We start from the raw sequence: 16709 nt of genomic DNA, 5'->3' as shown, positions 1-16709 counted from the left end.
CTATTTCAAGCAGTTTACAGTGGCAGCAAAAGCATAATTCCGGTCTATTTGTACAAAGAATTTAAGGTTTAATAATTAAAAATATAGAAATGAAGAGATTAGCAATTTTAGTAGTGACAGTTTTGATGATGTTCTGCTCACACTCAAAAGGACAGACCTTATCTGGTCAGGTGACATGGGAATGCACGCTTAAAAGGAAATCCCCCGAAGAAGGCGAAATCCGGATGAAGGCCAGGATCGCCCCCGGATGGCATATGTATGCACTGGGCAACAGCCCCCTGAGCCCGATCAAGATGAATTTTAAATTCGAGCCTGACAGATCTTACCAATTGGTGGGAAATGTGAGCCAGCCCAGCCCACTGTTGAAGTTTGATAAACTTCTAGGCATGCCAGTTACCTATTTTGAAAATGAGGTCGAGTTCGGTCAGAAGATCAGATTAAAGGGCAAAAATGGAACAATCCGGGGAACCATTCAGTTTATGCAGTGCAGCGATCAGGTATGTGTTCCGCCACAGGATTTCGGCTTCTCCCTAAAAATCTTCAACTAACAACAAACTATAAACAGCTTAAAAATTTAGATCATGAAATCAATAAAAGAAATACTATACGTTTTGAGCCTGCCTTCGATCATTGCCCTGATCATGGCCTTCAAGGGTATCAATGATGATAAAAACCTCAAAAAGATCAAAAGCAGCAACTCCGACAAAAGCTTCGCCGTGGTCGAGCTCTTTACTTCAGAAGGTTGCTGGAGTTGCCCTCCCGCAGATGAGCTTATTGCAAAACTTGAGAAGGATAACCTGAATAAAAAACTTTATATCATGGCCTTTCATGTCGATTACTGGGATCATCAGGGATGGAAAGATCGCTTCAGCAAAAGCAGTTTTACCGAAAGACAGAAACAGTACGCCACATGGATGAATCTAAGTACCTTATATACCCCCCAATTGGTCATCAATGGCAGACAGGAAATGGTCGGATCGGAAACAGACAAAGTCATCAGCGGCATCCAGTCCGCGATGCTGCAACAACATACTGAAACCCTTGCTTTAAAAGTATTGAAAGCCGAAGGCAAAAATATCCAGATCGCTTATGTATCATCCTCTAGCTCCAAAAATTCGGACATTCTCGTCGCTCTTGTCCAGAAACACGCTTCCTCTCAGGTATCTGCGGGAGAGAACGCCGGAAAAGCCCTCTCCCATGTGCAGGTTGTACGCGAGCTGAAGAGCATGGGCACTAAAGCCCAGGACAGTTTTTCTGTTAAACTTCCGGAAACCGGTCATGCATGGGAAATCATCGCTTTCGAGCAGAACAAGAAATCCGGAGAAATACTAGCTGCCACAAGCATAAACCTTTAGGAAATGGATTGTCGATTTCGGGGATCCAAAAGAAGAATTCAACATGCAATATGTCCGGTCCAACTGTTTTGAGCTTCCCTAGGGTAGTACTTTACCTTAATTTTAACATAACACAAGAGCAAAGATCATGAAACTCCTAAAACGACTCCAACTGATACCCACCATATTCATCTGCATTGTGGTCGGTCTTATCCCTCTCCAATTTTTCAATAGAACCGTTGAACAAAAAGCCGTAACCGGACATATCAGAAATGTGCCCAAACAGGTTCAGCTTATCCTAGAACGTTCCTGTTTCAACTGCCATTCCAATGAGCAGCGACTATCGTTCTTTGATAAAATTGCCCCGGTATCGTGGATCGTGAACAGGGATATTGACCGTGCACGGGAAGTGATGAATTTTTCCGAGTGGGATAAGCTCTCCGATGCGGAACAGAAAGGTAAATTTTATGCCATTTACAATATGGTAAACGCGGGTAAGATGCCCCTGCCTTCCTATGCGCTCACACATCCGGACTCAAAACTATCTGCTGTTGAAGTAGCGACCATAAAACAGTATGCCCTTTCGCTATCCGCAAGAGATGGTTTGCTACCTGCACATCAGGGTATTGCGAACGTACTAGAAACAACAGCTGCCCTTGCCCCGGTATCACCGAACGGAATCCCGTACAATGCCGATTTTAAGAACTGGAAAGTGATCGGGATGAGCACGCTTATCGACAATACACTACGCGTGATTTACGGAAATGACATCGCAGTCCGCGCTATCGAAGAGGAAAACTTCCACCCCTGGCCCAATGGCAGTGCAGTGGCCAAGGCGGTTTTTAAACAGACCCGAAAAGCCAATGGAGATATCGTGCCCGGAGATTTCGTAAACATGCAGTACATGGTAAAAGACGGAAAAACATATAAGGAAACCGAAGGCTGGGGTTTTGCGAAATTCAATGGTCAAGATTTAAAACCCACCGGAAAGACCGCACTGTTTGCGCAACAGTCCTGTATCAGCTGTCATAGGCAGCTCGCAGAATCGACGGGTTACCTGTTCAATGTTCCGCCGAAAGTGAACTCCAAAAGAATGATCCAGCAATATTTAAAAACTGTCCAAAAATGAAAAAGATCCTATCCGTACTATTTCTAAGTAGTTTAATCTTCGGCTCATGCAGCAAAAACATATCAGATAAAGAGAATGGAAAAATACGGTTCATGTTTGAACCCGGCGAACTGAAATTTATCTCATCATCTTTTAATACGGACAGGCAGACGATGTCGGCATTATACGGGAATAAGGAAGCCCTGTCCCTCCTGGAAGGAGCCCGACATAGTCACGACCGCGTTTCCCTCAAGCTTGTTACCTATAAAATGATGGAAGATCCGCAATATTTTGGGAGTAAAGTAAATGGTGAACTCTTGCGTGTAGAGACGGTAAAAGCCGGCGGCGATGGCAAACTGGACTATACCACAGAATATGGTGAAATGCCCTCCGGGGAATCCAGAGAGCAGCGTATTGCCGACATAATGGATACTGATCCCGTAAATTTTCCACAATGATAGCTTCAACTCAATAATTTAAAATCGACAAAAAACAGATCCAATGAATACAATAGCAAATTTTGGCAAAAAGGTGATTTTCACCCTCTCGTTATCCCTGCTTGCCACAGCAGGTGCATCATTAGTCCACGCCCAACAGCTTTCTCAGGATAAACATGTACAGGCTGACAACACCGTAGACTCCGCATTCCAGCATACAAAAAAAATAAGGGCAGGACTGCTTGATATAGGCTACGCAGAGGTCGGTCCAAAAACCGCGAAGCCCGTTATACTGCTCCATGGATGGCCATACGATATCCATAGTTTTGAAAAATCCGCTGAATTGCTTGCAGCAAAAGGATACCGAGTACTTGTGCCCTATCTCCGGGGTTACGGAACAACAACCTTTATTTCTCCAAAGACTGTACGTAACGGACAGCAGTCCGCTGTGGCGCTCGATATCATCGCCTTCATGGATGCCCTGAAAATAGATAAAGCTGTTGTTGGGGGCTTTGACTGGGGCGCCAGGACTGCCGATATCATGGCAGCCCTCTGGCCGGAGCGTGTTTCTGCGCTGGTTGCTGTAAGCGGGTATCTGATCGGAAGCCCCAAAGCAAATGAAATCCCACTTCCACCGGCTGCTGAATTCTTGTGGTGGTACCAGTACTATTTCTCAACGGAGCGGGGTTACAAAGGTTACAAAGCACATACAGCGGCTTTTAACAAACTAATTTGGAAAACAGCCTCCCCGAAATGGTCTTTTGATGAGGAAACCTATCAGCGCTCGGCCAGATCGTTTGAAAATCCTGACCATGTTGCTATCGTGATCCATAATTATCGCTGGCGGTTGGGGCAGGCTCCCGGAGAGAAACAGTACGACGAACTTGAAGCAAAGCTCGCCAAATCACCGGATATCACCGTACCGACCGTGACCCTGGAAGGTGATGCCAACGGTGCGGCGTTTCCACTCCCTGAAAACTATGCTTCCAAATATAAAGGAAAGTACAAACACCATAACCTGACGGGTGGGATCGGACACAACCTGCCACAGGAAGCTCCCAAAGAATTTGCGGATGCCATTATTGAGGCCGACTCACTTTCTAAATAATAAAGAAATTAATCACAAAAAATATTATGAAAAATTCAACATACAAAAAGATTTATTTTGCAGGAAGTATCCTGATATCAATATGGTTTGGGCTCAGCGGCTTTTTTGAACTGACACATAACCCTGCAGTATGGGACATCACACAAAAATTAGGCTATCCAGCGCATTTTATATACATTCTCGGCGTATTCAAAATTTTAGGTGTTACTATATTACTGATACCGAATAGATTTAAAAGGCTTAAGGAATGGGTTTTCGCAGGTATGTATTTTGATATTATTTTTGCGTTCTTCTCAAAAATTGCTGTTCTTGAACCTTCTTCCGTAATCGATACATGCGTTGCCATTACTATACTTTCAGTGACCTATTTTTCATTTAATAGGATAAATCATGTCATTTATACAGCAAAAGATCTAAATACTTAAATTACAAGTATCAGGTATTTAGATATAAAACATTTTTCGCTAATTTGCTGGCATTTCAAACAGCCCGAAATACCAGCAAATTATATAAAACATTATCAGCTTAACAACGGTAAGCAAAATATGAAGACACCTTTTTATATATCCTATAAACTAATCTGGATCAGTTCAATATCATTGGGTATACTAACATCTATCCCAAAGATTGTGGACCATAATTTTATTCTTTCTGAGGGTATTGCGGACTTTGGTGTAACCACGGGTTTTGCTCTTTTGATCTGGTATTACAATATCTATTCGATACCAGCCTATACAAAGAAAACGGGCAGCAAAAATGTGATATCACCTCAACTTTTCAGAGGTTTAGGAGTTGGTTTGGTATTGATGTTCCTACTTTCCTCAATACAGTATTACATCCTTTCACATCTCAATTTTGGACCTAAAATGCTGATGTATGAGGTCAGAGGTGTACTCATCAACCTGACTTTCTATATGTTTATACATCTCCTATACCAGACTTATCTCAACCAGCAGGTGGTACGGGAACTTGAGCGTTCGATGTCCGCGAACCTCGCAGCACAGTATGAGCTTTTAAAACAGCAGGTAAATCCGCATTTTCTGTTCAACAGTCTCAACACGTTAAAATACATGGTGGAAAGCAATGACACTCAGTCAGCGGAATTTATCATCAAGCTTGCTGATTTTTACAGATTTACTTTGGGCAGCCTCAAACTGAACCTACTTCCACTCGGAGAGGAGCTACAGATCATGGACTCCTATATTTACCTATTAAAAGCACGTTTTGAGGAAGGTTTAGTTGTTTCAATGAATCTAGGACGTGAAATTTATGGAAGTTTTATTCCTCCTTTTACATTGCAGCTCTTGGTAGAGAACTGCATTAAACATAATATAGTTTCACTTGAGAAACCCCTACATATATCCATTGGGCAGGAAGGTGATTACCTTATTGTCAGCAATAATATACAGCCCAGGAAAATACCGGAACCTTCTACCGGTTTAGGACTTGAAAATATCAACCAGCGTTATCTTCATCTATCCGAAAAGGAGATCAGTATCCTAATGGATACTGAAACATTTACTATAAAACTTCCCATTATATATGAACATACTAATAATTGAGGACGAGATTAAAGCTGCCCGTTCCCTCGAGAACCTGATATCGAAACTTCGTCCAGAGTCTAAGATCATGGCAAAGATCCAGAGCGTTGAAGGAGCTATAGATTACCTCTCTGACAGTGCCACGCCGGATCTTATCTTTATGGATATACAACTTTCTGACGGGATCAGTTTTGATATATTCAAGTCGGTAAAGGTTGTATGTCCTGTCATCTTTTGCACAGCATTTGGTGAATACGCAATGGAGGCTATAAAAGAGAACGGAATTGATTATCTACTTAAACCCTTTTCAGAAACAGACTTAAAAAACGCTTTTGAAAAGGTAGATAATTTCAAGAATTTCTTTCAGAAAACCACCGAAAATAATCTTGTTGAACTGATCCAGAAGATCAGTGGCGAAGACAATAAAAAGAAGAGCTTTCTCGTGTTCAAAAACAATAAGTACATGACGGTGAAGACAGAAGATATTGCTTTTATCTATATTAACTACACCTCTCCGACCATGGTGACTTTTAAGGGTGAGCATTTTGATCTCAGTCAATCCCTGGATCAGCTGGCCACCCAATTATCTGGCAAAGATTTTTTTCGGCTGAACAGACAGTATTTAATCAGTTTTTCGGCCGTTAAAGAGGTTGAACATTATTTCGCCAGGAAGCTATATGTCAAATTGACTGTCCACACAGACCATAAGCTGCTTATAGGCAAAGAAAAGACCGCCCAGTTCCTCAGTTGGCTGGAAGATCGTTAAGATACAAATGTCCGCTTTATGCTTGAATATGTCCACTTAAAAGTTAACATGTTTTGGTCTTCGATCTAATTTAAAGTTCGTAAGATCATTTGGAATAACAGATTAGATCCTTGCATTAGGAATTATAGCTTGATCTGATAAAGCTGCTTACGCATGTCAACCAATTGCTGCATTAGCTTATCCTGATCTGGCACTGCCGGAAGTAAACTGTGCAAGCAGAGTTCCTGCACTTCCTGAAAGAGCTCTTGCGACCAGACAAAAAGTTCATCATAGCTATAAGCACCATTTTTGATGCGCAGGAGCTCTTCCCTATTGAAACGTTGTACCTGTAGTTCACTTTTAGACAAAATCTCTTTTGCCTGTTGCAATAGACGTATGGTATGCATCATATTTTTGGCATCATAGCCCTGCCCGTGATTCATTGTCCCTCGAAAGCGCGCTTCATTGCGTTCTGAAACCCAACTAAAATATTCATTATAGGACTTACAATACGAAGAGTAAGCTTCGTGATTAACAAAGAGGTACGCACAAAGTGTTTCTTCCTTACGGATAGAACTGCAGGAAACCTCAGTGCTCTCTGATGTAGCAACGATGCCTTTGTAACCCAAAGTCTGAGTCTCATCATAATACAGGGCATACATCCCCTTTGCATGTTCGATCTTCGCTAAACCACAGTTTTCCTGTTTCCACAACTGCTTGCTTAACCAGGCTCTTAACGATAAACTACCATTACCAGCTATGATAAAGCAGAAATCCAGTAAACTTTTACGTTCTCGATCCATCGGATTGTTGATTTTCTTGTTCAATCCTTTTGCCTTCCGCACCTGTTCCATGGCGTATTGCGCAAAGGTCATTGCGGCCTCTCGGGTGATAAAATCCTGCATTTTAAATTGATCAAACAGAGGATCTTTGTATAGTATGCAATCGGTAGGACTAGCCAAAAGCTCCAATACAGTAGGATTACTCTTTGAAAGAAGCTCCACAAAGCGCCCAAGCTCATAGTAAACTTCATCATTGCTTGCATTTGCAACCTGCGCAATATATTGACCGCCCAAGTAATATTCCAGGGGCAGATAAAACACCCCCCTTATATCGGTATCGGAAGATGCTGTGGCCAATCCATATGCCCGGCTACCGACAACGGCCTTAAACAGGATCAGCCCGCTATCTCGAAGTTCGTCTATAGTCATCTTAATACGGTTTTAAAGTAATTCTCCAGTCCTTCCTTATCCGATACAGATACGGGAACCTGTTTTACTTGATGCTCTAAATCTATTAACCTTGTTTCAATATAATTGCTTATGGTCGCCGAACAGTTGTATATAAACCCCTCATCTACTTGACTCTTCAACAGCTGCAATTCCAACACTTCCATTTTTACAACATCAGGCAATAATACGGATAGTTCTGCCAATGTCATAGGCGCATAACTGCGATAGGTGATATTCCAGTCTGCTGCAAGTAAAGATCTTAGGATATAAAATAAGCTCTTGAGCTTATTCGTTTCTCGTTGGAGATCTTCAATTTTGCTACGGACAATCCCTAAATAATGATGGGCGTGCCTACGTGCGTCAAAATAATTTCCGATCATTGTCCTAAAACTTGTTTTGAATCCGTTAAACTCGTAATAGACGACTGGCGACTGTATCCATTCAAATGGACTCACATTACTCTTATACAATAATGTGAGTACTTTAAAGAGGTCCCAACCTACCATATCGAGGTCATCGATTATTGGAAATCGCATTTCGGTCGCCAGCGGAAACAAGCGGGTGTAGTCCTCCGCTTTTCGCACATAAAAAAAACGTACGTCGTAATCACTGTCGATTGATGGGAAACCCCAGCCCCGACTTCCTGATTCACAGGCGAAAAGTATACGTATTCCTTCGCTCGCTTCTATTTCCATGAGCTTTTTGATGATATGTGCTTTCATTTCTTCGTGTTTTTTAATTTTTCATTAACACAAAGATCGATTGCGATACTGAAGCCTTTTTGCGCATTAAAAAAAGAGCATAAAAACAACAGGAGATCACTCAATATCAGGCATATAATTTTCCATGAAAAATCGAACCTTACATAGGAATATAAAAGTACGCAGATAGATTGCGTAACATAAGGTAGCAACTCTTTCATTCGTCAAACCTAAAACACCGACTTGCATTAATACTCAATAATATATAGATTTGAGTTTCCCAATAAAACCATATATGAAATTTTTATTTCCAGTCATCTTTATAGTCTCTTTTTTTACCGGATGTAAAAAAAACGAAGAAAAAGAAAACGGCATAGGTACAATTACAGTAAACAAAGCTATTTATGCCTTTGATAAGGGATCTAAACAAACATCGATCGGAAATCTAATTGTTGATGGTAAGCTAGTAGACGGAATAAATCATCTGTACACTTTTAGCTCTGCGACTAGTAAAAATAGCATAAAATTACTGTTCTTTACCCGTAACAATCAACTTTCTTCTGGCAGCTATTTTATCAATTCTGTCTCAACGATTGTGAAAAATAATGCTATAGATGTATCCTATAAATTAGAGGAAGATTACGGACAAACCGACAGAATCAACGTTACCAAGGGAACATTGGTAACCAAAAAATATGGGAATAGAGAAATTTTAAAATTCGAGACCAATGCAGGGAACAGAATCACTTTAAAATGGGATGGTGAATTCAAATAACAGTCAAAAATGAACATTGTTAAGCTTAGAACAAAGTGCAATAAAATTTGGTTGATCGTTATCTACCTATTATTCTATACTGAAGGATTTAGTCAGACCAAATATTTCCTTTTTGAAGAAGATACCAAAGAGTTTGTAACGTCATCCTTTAGGTTAAACACCTATCCGCTATATAAGATCAAGCGTGAAGTGCATCTTTTTAATGTAATGAGTAGGGTACAGACGTTTATTGGTAATAAGGGTATATATAATGGACAACATGATTATAATATCATGCTATTTTCCATTCTACCTGATTTAGATGGTTCAGAAGATTGGTATGAAATCAACCCCGATACTGTTCGTTCTTCAATGATTAACTTTAAAGATCTGGAAGAGCTTCATAAAAAAAAATACGTTATCGTACTTCAACACCACGGTGAAGCAAACAACAAAGTATTATAATGCGTATAAGCTAATTATAAAAAAAGGAGATACTTACTATGCACCAAAGTATTGTTTGTTACAGTTTTATGCAGTCCGCAATCGTCCGCAAGCTTTTACGAATGTCTATGGGACTATCAATACCCAAGATTCGACCTATAGTGTACTTCAATTCGAAAAAATTTTTAAAGGCGCTTATCCTAGTTTACAATTCCCTTTATATCTGATAGGTGAAGACCCGCTCTCCTTTTTAGATTGGTCCCGGGACAGAAGAGAATACCTATCCAAAAAAATCACCTTAGCACAGCATGGAACGGGATATCAGTTTTGGACCTATGTCGATTGGACACAACATGAGTATAATTATGATTTTGAGCGAGGAATTGATCGATTTGTATATGCTCCGGATAAGGGAATCATCGGGGGCTCATTTGACTTCTATTTTTATTACCACAGAAAAAAGCTACCCATAAAATACACGGATTTTCTAAATAATATCAGGGAGGAAAAGGTGATGATCGCTGAGTAATTTAATTTTAATGCCTAAATTTAAAAGCGGACTCCTAAGTTTAACTATTGGTTATCTATTCGAATTACCCTTCAAGATTGATATGATTTAAATGAAGAAGTATTTCAAGAAAAAATTTACAGTGCTCCCAAAATACACCGATAAGTTGCGGCTTCCAGTTCTTCTGACCAAAACTCATATCAGTTTATCATTCCACTTCAATAATTTCTTGATGAATTATAGCCCCATAGTAATCTCTCTTGAGATATCTATATATTCCCTTTGGAAGCTCTATCTGTAATGAATCCTCTTGAGAAAGTGACAAGTAAACTGGGATCGCTGTCTTATCCAATTGATATTCCTTTTCATGATAGATGTAGATGGCAGATTTGCCTGATTTGGTCGAATCAGTACTCAATAAAAGATATCTTCGATTTAAATCATTGGATCCAATCACTATTTTATCGCTATTCAGATTATTTGATAAATACAAGTCATTACTATTCAACGCCTTGTTATCCATAACGTATATTGAATCGTTAATTTCTTGCATAGCTAAAAATTTAACTTGATTTATCGTATAGGGATCAATTTTAGTCAGTTTCTTAAAATATTGAGCCATACTTTTATTTTCTCCAGTATCCCCTTCGTCAATATGTCCTCCCCCAGCTAATACAATAACTTTAACTTGATTTTTTGTAGCGATTTCACTTTTTTTGAATAAGATTCTTAGCTTGTTGGAGATCTCTTTGACTAGCATTGCCAAAATCTTCATAGCCAATCACTTTTAAGCCATAAATTCTTGCTGTTCTAATGAGATTCGCCATATTAGGGTCCCTGGTATAAAATCCACTCTCAACATTTGGGAATCCCAATCTATTAATCCGGTCTTCATCTTCGGATAGACTTTCTAAAGCCAGGACATTAAAACCTTCTTTGGAAAGTTTTGGTAGCAAAAGATTGATTAACAAACGGCAGCGTGGTTGTAAATGATTCTCATTAAACATAAGCACTCGATGTGCCTTAATTTTTTCGACTATCTCGTCGATTGTAACAGCCGTTTTTTCGACTGCTTGTTGTTCTTGTTTAGTCGCGCTATCATATTGAACACTTTCACCAAGAAACGAACTATATGATTTAAATAATTCGTTCGCAAATTGGCTGTTTTCGTTTTCCAGAACAAGCTTTTCTAAGGTATCTCTTGGATATACATAGTTAACATATCCCCTATCTTTAAAAGCTGATTCAGCTATACTAAAATAATCGGGTTCTTCATCTGGTTTTTGCTCGACAAATTTTGCTCCGTAAGCCAAAAAATTGTATGAAGTTTTTATGCTGTTTAAAACATCCTTAGCACTTTCTTGCATATCGGTGATTTCCGTCCTAACCTCGCTAATCAAAAGAAATGAATCTTTTTTATATGGGATCGCTACACTACTTATTATATTATCTCTATTTTTCTGAATACTTCGATAATAAATACAATGATACATAGAAGTATCTGCAGTGAACTTTGAGACATTTAAAAAAGTTTCCAAACTACCCACAAAATACATCGGGTTTCTTGTCACATCATATGTACCCCACAAAACAATATTCTTTGATGGAAACTTTATTTTTCTCTTTCGAAAAACAGACCTGACATCTTTTAAATCTATATACTTAGATCCGAGGTTTGCGTTCCCATAGAAATCAATCTTTAGTCCTAATGAATCATTTGTCAATTGATTCATTCCCCCTTGAGTAAACTTATTTAATTTAGCTATTGGTCTATTTACAGGTGTACAGCTAGAAAGAAAAAAAATAAATACCAAAATCTTACAGTGTATATTTAGTTTGAGATGAATCACAATTATAAGATTTTGGTTTAGAACATTTATTAACAGGACTTTGAATATTTACTCGTTAATATATGCATATCAGACGAAATTCACAATGATTTTATTAAATTAATTTAAAATATTAACCAATACTATGATGAATGAATTATTTGAATTTGAAATTTTAAAAGCTAGCAGAACCAGGTTATTACAATTAATAGAAACAGTTGATAATAACATATTATTTAAGATTCCAGAAAGCTTTAACAATAATATCGTTTGGCAAATTGGTCACTGTATCACTTCCCAACAGCGACATATGTATATGCGTAGTGGACTTCCAATGCATATATCACAGGATTTTATGGAAACGTTCAAAATTGGAACTGCACCGCGTACTTGGAAAAATACCTTGATGAAATAAAACATCTATTGCTTTATACAGTAAACCAACTTAGTAAAGATTTAGCATCGGGTATATTTGTTGAATACCAACCATTCAGCTTACCAATTGGCTTCTCCATCAATAATCACATCCAGGCGCTTCAAGCGGCTAACTTTCACGAAGCCGAGCACAGCGGAATAATATTAACTTACTTAAAACTTCTAATGCAATGAGATGTTTCCAGTTTTCATAAAAGTTCTGAATTTGAAAAATTCACTAGAGCATCTCAAGAAATAAGGAACTTCTTATTTTGTTTTTTACTTTCATACAGGGGCCGTGGTTCGCGAATTGAACAACGATACGCATTCCGCTACAAATTGCTCAAACTTTCGGTCCGTATTTCGCATCACCGGGCCATGACCGAAGAAACATATGATGGAGGGATTCAGTCCTGCCAACTTCTGAAGCGATCTAATATTGTGCTGTTGATCCGACGTGAATATTTTTGGAGGGAGCCCTAGGCCAGTCACTGTTGTGAGCAGGTTCATATTTGTAGCGGCATCCCCGATTATCAATACACCATCTCGCTCACGAAATAAAGAAATATGACCGCTTGAATGACCTGGAGTTTCTATGACCCGAAAGTTTCCGATGCTATCATTTTCAACGAGTGTACCGTCGACTTTGTGACCCTGTCCTGCCCAGTATTTTTGTTGAAGTTTTGCGATCCAATGTTTGGGATTTGGGTAGTCATTGGTTACCATACCTGTTTCTGTCCTAGCCACTTCATTTCCATGGCAAAGTAAAGGTATTCCAAACTCATCACAGAGCTGATCGCTACAGCCCTGATGGTCTGCATGCGCATGCGTAAGTACATGTTGGTGGACAGGTATTTTCTGAAGGGCATCCTTCAGCACATTGTATGAACTTCGTATCCCACAATCAACCAATACACCCTCTACAATATAGCAGTTGATACTGTTTCGTGGCATCAATGGAACATGGAACACTTCTTGGGCAATTTGATGTAACATAGCTTTTTTGTGCAAATCTATATCACTGAACAGAAATACATAAGGACATTTGTCCTATAATACTTTGGGGCTGTGTATTTGTCCCTTCGCCCGTGTAAGAGATCTCTGTGTAATGCCCAAATAGGATGCCAGGTCCTGTGTCGCTATGCGCTGAACAAGCTTGGGTTCATTCGAAAGAACATAGTGATATTTATCCAGAGCTGACTTATTATTGTAATTCAGGAGATATTGTCCCTTTTGGCTATATTCCCGTTCCATCACAGCTTGTATAACCTTGTGCCAAGAATTCACTTGACCAAGCAGGTATTGATAATCAGTATAGCTTATCCTATGGATTATACTATCTTCCACAGCCCTGATGCTCCTTCTGGATTTTTCCTGAGCGACAAACTCAGGGAATGAGGTTACAAATTCATTTTCAAATTTAAAGCAGGTTATATTTTCTTTACCTTCCTTGTCAATAGCATATGCTTTTACCGCACCACAGGATATGAATCCAATATGACGACAGGGTTCGTCCATATGAATAAAAAAATCACCCTTCTTCAAACCAAGTGATTTGAAGAACTGAACAGAAAAATTTATTTCGTCAGCAGACAACATCCCTATCGAGAATAGATATTTTTCAAGCACATCCGTCATATCATCTTATTTTGTCCTCTATTGCTGATCTTAAAAAATTTGGAGCCTATACCAAATCCGGCATACAAAATTAAGAATAATTGCATTAACACATTTGACTGCTAAAAAAGGCGTCATTACGACAAATTATTTATAAAATTTGGGATCAGAAAATTTCCTTCAAACGAAATCGGTTGCGTAATCTTGTAGCCTATAGGCTCATGCGCCAAGTGTTCGATCCCGGCCTTGGAATTACATAATACTTTGCTTTGATAATTTCTGAAATAACAATACCTTAATAAGGAACATTTCCTTTTCTTAATCTCAAAACAACATGTTGAATTTGAGGCAAAAGCAGCAGAATAATGATGACAAAAATCAAACCTGTCAACATCAGATCATAATAGTCCCTGATAGCGCGAGCCAATATTTGCTGACCGATCATTTGATTAAAATAGCCGGAAGATACTGTTTTTGACGTATACATATCACTGCCTGCATTTATGTACTGGTTTTGAATATGCAGTAAGGTAACAGGCAATTGAGGGCTGGTTTCGGTGAGCGATTCCCGCACCTTTTCCCTTACGGATGATTTTGCAAATAATTGAAGCTCATTATTAAGTGCCAGACTAGCTGTAAAGCCTATGAACCTTGAAAATATACCAATCAGAGAGGCATGGACGGCGATTTTGGAAGGCGCCGACGATGCCGCAAATGAAACAATCGGAACAAACAATACACCTGTTGCCACACCATAAATAAACATGGGCAGAAGGAAATCGGCTGTTTCGCCCTGTACAGAAACAAATAGTATCATATAGGCATAATATACTGCCATCAACCCAAAACCAACAATAATCATCCGGATCAGGTTATAGCCCATCAAGACAAATCGGGAAATGATAAACATACTCAAAACAGTTCCAACAATTACGGCAATCCATATCGGAATGGTACTCAGTGGATGGTTTCCTAAAATCGCTTCAAGATAACCATAGGCAAGCCCAGTACTTCCTTTAAAGATATAAAAGGTAAAAAGAAGCAAAAGCCCAATAACGAAATTCTTTGTTCTAAAGATCTGTAAATTGATTAATGGTCGCTTAAGTTTCAATTCTCTGCTAATAAAAAGAGAAAGAATAATTAAATTAACTAAACAAAGTGTACTGATTAATGAACTATCAAACCATCCCAATTGTCGTCCGTACACAAGGATGTATCCAACTATCAAGATAAAAGACACATAAAATAAATAGCCTATCCAGTCCACCTGATACAGAGGTATTTTTCTAGTAAACCGGGCCTTACTGTTCATGGTAAGTAAAACAACACCTGTCAGCATAATGACTACAATAATAAATCCGTAGAATATCCAGTTGAAATCAAAGAAATGAATGACGACACTGATATAGATGGAGTAAAATGGTACAGCGATTTGTATACTGCCATAAAGGAGACTATAAGCAATCACACGGGCACGTACAGACTGTAACCGTGGAAAAATAAGCTGTAACACAATTCCCGACATCAATGCACAGGTAATACCCTGCAAAAACTGACAGAAAACAAATAATGCCCAATCTCTGAAATAAAAACAGACCACAGCACATAGTGCATTTACCGCAAGTGCCAGCAGTAGATATTCCCTTGGTGCGAAATATTTTACGATTCTAAAATCCAGAGCCAGAAAGGCTACGGTAGAACCATAAATAACGACCATACCATATTGTACATCGGTAGCTTGTATTCCGTAAAAGCCCATCGCAGCAACCGGACTTCCGTAAAAGGCAAAACTAAACAGACTGCTCATGAGAATAGCAAATATGACGGACCTTGCCATCCATTCTGATACCCAGGATTTAAAAATTGGTATTTTATGTGCTTGCATCGTTAGTTTTTTAAAACGTAAACATTCGCATTCATTCCGGCAGAAAGCTTAGTTAATTTTTCGGACATATCGGTCAGTTTAATCCGAACAGGAATACGTTGGATGATTTTAACAAAATTACCGGTAGCATTATCTGGCGGAAGCAACGAATAACGGGAGCCTGTGGTTGGCGAAAGGGATTCGATTGTACCTGTGAATTTTTCATTTGGAAAAGCATCGACTTCAACAGATACCGCTTGACCGATTTTGAATTTCCCAATCTGTGTTTCCTTAAAATTTGCCATTACCCACTTTTCCTCGGCTCTGTTCACCAAGAATGCCAAAGTCTGTCCGGGCTGTATCAGTTGTCCTGCCTGAATGGTCTTCTTCCCAATTTGTCCATCAAAAGGTGCTGTGATAACGGTATATCTAATGTCCAATTCTTGTCTTTCGAGAAGTGCTTCTTTTATCTTTATCTCTGCCTCTATGGCATTGCGCTGTACCCTGAAATCGTTTAGTTTAGATTCGGCGACCTGTAAAGAAGCTTTTGTCTGGTCATAATCTGATTGGGTGATGGATAAAGTAGCACTGATGTTGTCGAATTTTTGTTGTGTGGTCGATTCGTCCGCCAGTAGATTTTTATACCGGTCAAATTCTTTTTGCTGCTGATTCAATCGCGCTCTAGCACCTCCCAATTGGGCTTTGATGACTGCAATACTTTTAACCTGCGTTCCTTCGCTTGCCGCCAAGATCGGTAATTTTGCCTGTGAGCTCATGAGTTCTGCGGACGCAGCATCTCTTTTCAGCCCGTACTCATCCAATTCAATCACCACAAGTGTATCGCCCTTTTTAATCTGCTGATTGTCCTTATAATATATTTTACGGATATAGCCCCCTACTTTTGCGTTTATCGGGGAAAGATAGGCATCAATCTGAGCGTCGTTGGTCTGTTCATAGCGATATCCCTCAAAAAAATAAGCTACTGCCCAAATAATGATTCCTACGAATAATGTGATACCAAACCATTTGGTTAAGCTTACAACAATTTTATCTGTTTTATTTTTGTTCATGAT

20 protein-coding genes are annotated in these 16709 nt (G+C 39.2%); 12 read left to right on the top strand and 8 right to left on the bottom strand.

Annotation, left to right across the window (positions count from 1 at the left end):
- The first annotated feature begins 89 nt into the window (after positions 1-89).
- The 8 genes from BV902_RS12165 (at position 90) to BV902_RS12130 (ending at position 6294) form a co-directional block, all read left to right on the top strand.
- Entirely contained in the window at positions 90-548 is a 459-nt protein-coding gene (locus BV902_RS12165; RefSeq protein WP_075992164.1) for a protein-disulfide reductase DsbD N-terminal domain-containing protein, read from the top strand.
- Between the two features lie 33 nt (positions 549-581).
- On the top strand, positions 582-1355 hold the full coding sequence (locus tag BV902_RS12160; protein WP_075992163.1) for a DUF1223 domain-containing protein: 774 nt from the start codon (positions 582-584) through the stop codon (positions 1353-1355).
- Between the two features lie 127 nt (positions 1356-1482).
- The gene (locus tag BV902_RS12155) at positions 1483-2463 is read left to right on the top strand and encodes a heme-binding domain-containing protein (RefSeq protein WP_075992162.1); all 981 of its coding nucleotides are present in this window, start codon (positions 1483-1485) and stop codon (positions 2461-2463) included.
- Positions 2460-2900 carry a hypothetical protein gene (locus BV902_RS12150; protein WP_075992161.1) on the top strand — a complete coding sequence of 147 codons (441 nt, stop codon included), beginning with the start codon at positions 2460-2462 and terminating at the stop codon, positions 2898-2900. The genes BV902_RS12155 and BV902_RS12150 overlap by 4 nt, the downstream gene beginning before the upstream one ends.
- Positions 2901-2943: 43 nt before the next feature.
- Positions 2944-3987 (top strand): alpha/beta hydrolase, encoded by a 1044-nt coding sequence (locus BV902_RS12145; RefSeq protein WP_075992160.1) that lies wholly within the window; start codon positions 2944-2946, stop codon positions 3985-3987.
- 26 nt (positions 3988-4013) lie between these two features.
- On the top strand, positions 4014-4412 hold the full coding sequence (locus BV902_RS12140; RefSeq protein ID WP_075992159.1) for a DoxX family protein: 399 nt from the start codon (positions 4014-4016) through the stop codon (positions 4410-4412).
- Positions 4413-4532: 120 nt separating this feature from the next.
- The gene (locus BV902_RS12135; protein ID WP_075992158.1) at positions 4533-5549 is read left to right on the top strand and encodes a sensor histidine kinase; all 1017 of its coding nucleotides are present in this window, start codon (positions 4533-4535) and stop codon (positions 5547-5549) included.
- Positions 5530-6294, top strand: a complete 765-nt coding sequence (locus BV902_RS12130; RefSeq protein WP_075992157.1) for a LytR/AlgR family response regulator transcription factor — start codon at positions 5530-5532, stop codon at positions 6292-6294. Before BV902_RS12135 ends, BV902_RS12130 begins: the two co-directional genes overlap by 20 nt.
- Before the next feature lie 122 nt (positions 6295-6416).
- Here BV902_RS12130 and BV902_RS12125 read toward each other — a convergent pair whose 3' ends face one another.
- Both BV902_RS12125 and BV902_RS12120 read right to left on the bottom strand, forming a co-directional pair.
- A complete protein-coding gene (locus BV902_RS12125; RefSeq protein WP_075992156.1) occupies positions 6417-7484 on the bottom strand; it encodes a DNA polymerase beta superfamily protein in 1068 nt (355 codons plus the stop codon).
- The gene (locus BV902_RS12120; RefSeq protein ID WP_075992155.1) at positions 7481-8227 is read right to left on the bottom strand and encodes a nucleotidyltransferase domain-containing protein; all 747 of its coding nucleotides are present in this window, start codon (positions 8225-8227) and stop codon (positions 7481-7483) included. Before BV902_RS12120 ends, BV902_RS12125 begins: the two co-directional genes overlap by 4 nt.
- A 274-nt stretch (positions 8228-8501) precedes the next feature.
- Between BV902_RS12120 and BV902_RS12115 the strand changes: the two genes are divergently transcribed.
- The 3 genes from BV902_RS12115 to BV902_RS12105 are packed head-to-tail and all read left to right on the top strand — an operon-like array spanning position 8502 to position 9933.
- Complete coding sequence (locus BV902_RS12115) at positions 8502-8981, top strand: hypothetical protein (protein WP_075992154.1); 480 nt, start codon at positions 8502-8504, stop codon at positions 8979-8981.
- A 9-nt stretch (positions 8982-8990) separates the two neighbouring features.
- The gene (locus tag BV902_RS12110; protein WP_075992153.1) at positions 8991-9425 is read left to right on the top strand and encodes a hypothetical protein; all 435 of its coding nucleotides are present in this window, start codon (positions 8991-8993) and stop codon (positions 9423-9425) included.
- Entirely contained in the window at positions 9400-9933 is a 534-nt protein-coding gene (locus BV902_RS12105; RefSeq protein WP_075992152.1) for a hypothetical protein, read from the top strand. Before BV902_RS12110 ends, BV902_RS12105 begins: the two co-directional genes overlap by 26 nt.
- A gap of 187 nt (positions 9934-10120) precedes the next feature.
- Here BV902_RS12105 and BV902_RS12100 read toward each other — a convergent pair whose 3' ends face one another.
- Together BV902_RS12100 and BV902_RS12095 are read right to left on the bottom strand one after the other, a co-directional pair.
- Positions 10121-10687, bottom strand: a complete 567-nt coding sequence (locus BV902_RS12100) for a hypothetical protein (RefSeq protein WP_157626028.1) — start codon at positions 10685-10687, stop codon at positions 10121-10123.
- The gene (locus tag BV902_RS12095) at positions 10620-11762 is read right to left on the bottom strand and encodes a hypothetical protein (RefSeq protein ID WP_157626026.1); all 1143 of its coding nucleotides are present in this window, start codon (positions 11760-11762) and stop codon (positions 10620-10622) included. Before BV902_RS12095 ends, BV902_RS12100 begins: the two co-directional genes overlap by 68 nt.
- A gap of 124 nt (positions 11763-11886) precedes the next feature.
- Here BV902_RS12095 and BV902_RS28085 point away from each other — a divergent pair, with 124 nt between their 5' ends.
- Entirely contained in the window at positions 11887-12156 is a 270-nt protein-coding gene (locus BV902_RS28085; protein ID WP_237242113.1) for a DinB family protein, read from the top strand.
- Between the two features lie 284 nt (positions 12157-12440).
- Here BV902_RS28085 and BV902_RS12085 read toward each other — a convergent pair whose 3' ends face one another.
- The 4 genes from BV902_RS12085 to BV902_RS12070 all read right to left on the bottom strand — a co-directional run bounded on the left by BV902_RS12085 (position 12441) and on the right by BV902_RS12070 (position 16706).
- Positions 12441-13151: an MBL fold metallo-hydrolase gene (locus tag BV902_RS12085; protein ID WP_075992149.1), complete on the bottom strand. Its 711-nt coding sequence runs from the start codon at positions 13149-13151 to the stop codon at positions 12441-12443.
- Positions 13152-13205: 54 nt separating this feature from the next.
- The gene (locus BV902_RS12080) at positions 13206-13793 is read right to left on the bottom strand and encodes a Crp/Fnr family transcriptional regulator (RefSeq protein WP_075992148.1); all 588 of its coding nucleotides are present in this window, start codon (positions 13791-13793) and stop codon (positions 13206-13208) included.
- 274 nt (positions 13794-14067) lie between these two features.
- The gene (locus BV902_RS12075; RefSeq protein ID WP_075992147.1) at positions 14068-15657 is read right to left on the bottom strand and encodes an MFS transporter; all 1590 of its coding nucleotides are present in this window, start codon (positions 15655-15657) and stop codon (positions 14068-14070) included.
- 2 nt (positions 15658-15659) lie between these two features.
- Complete coding sequence (locus BV902_RS12070; RefSeq protein WP_075992146.1) at positions 15660-16706, bottom strand: HlyD family secretion protein; 1047 nt, start codon at positions 16704-16706, stop codon at positions 15660-15662.
- Positions 16707-16709: the final 3 nt, after the last annotated feature.

The sequence above is a fragment of the Sphingobacterium sp. B29 genome, from assembly GCF_001952815.1.
Classification (GTDB): domain Bacteria; phylum Bacteroidota; class Bacteroidia; order Sphingobacteriales; family Sphingobacteriaceae; genus Sphingobacterium; species Sphingobacterium siyangense.
Note: the sequence above shows the minus strand (reverse complement) of the source record. Positions and strands in the feature narration are given on the sequence as shown.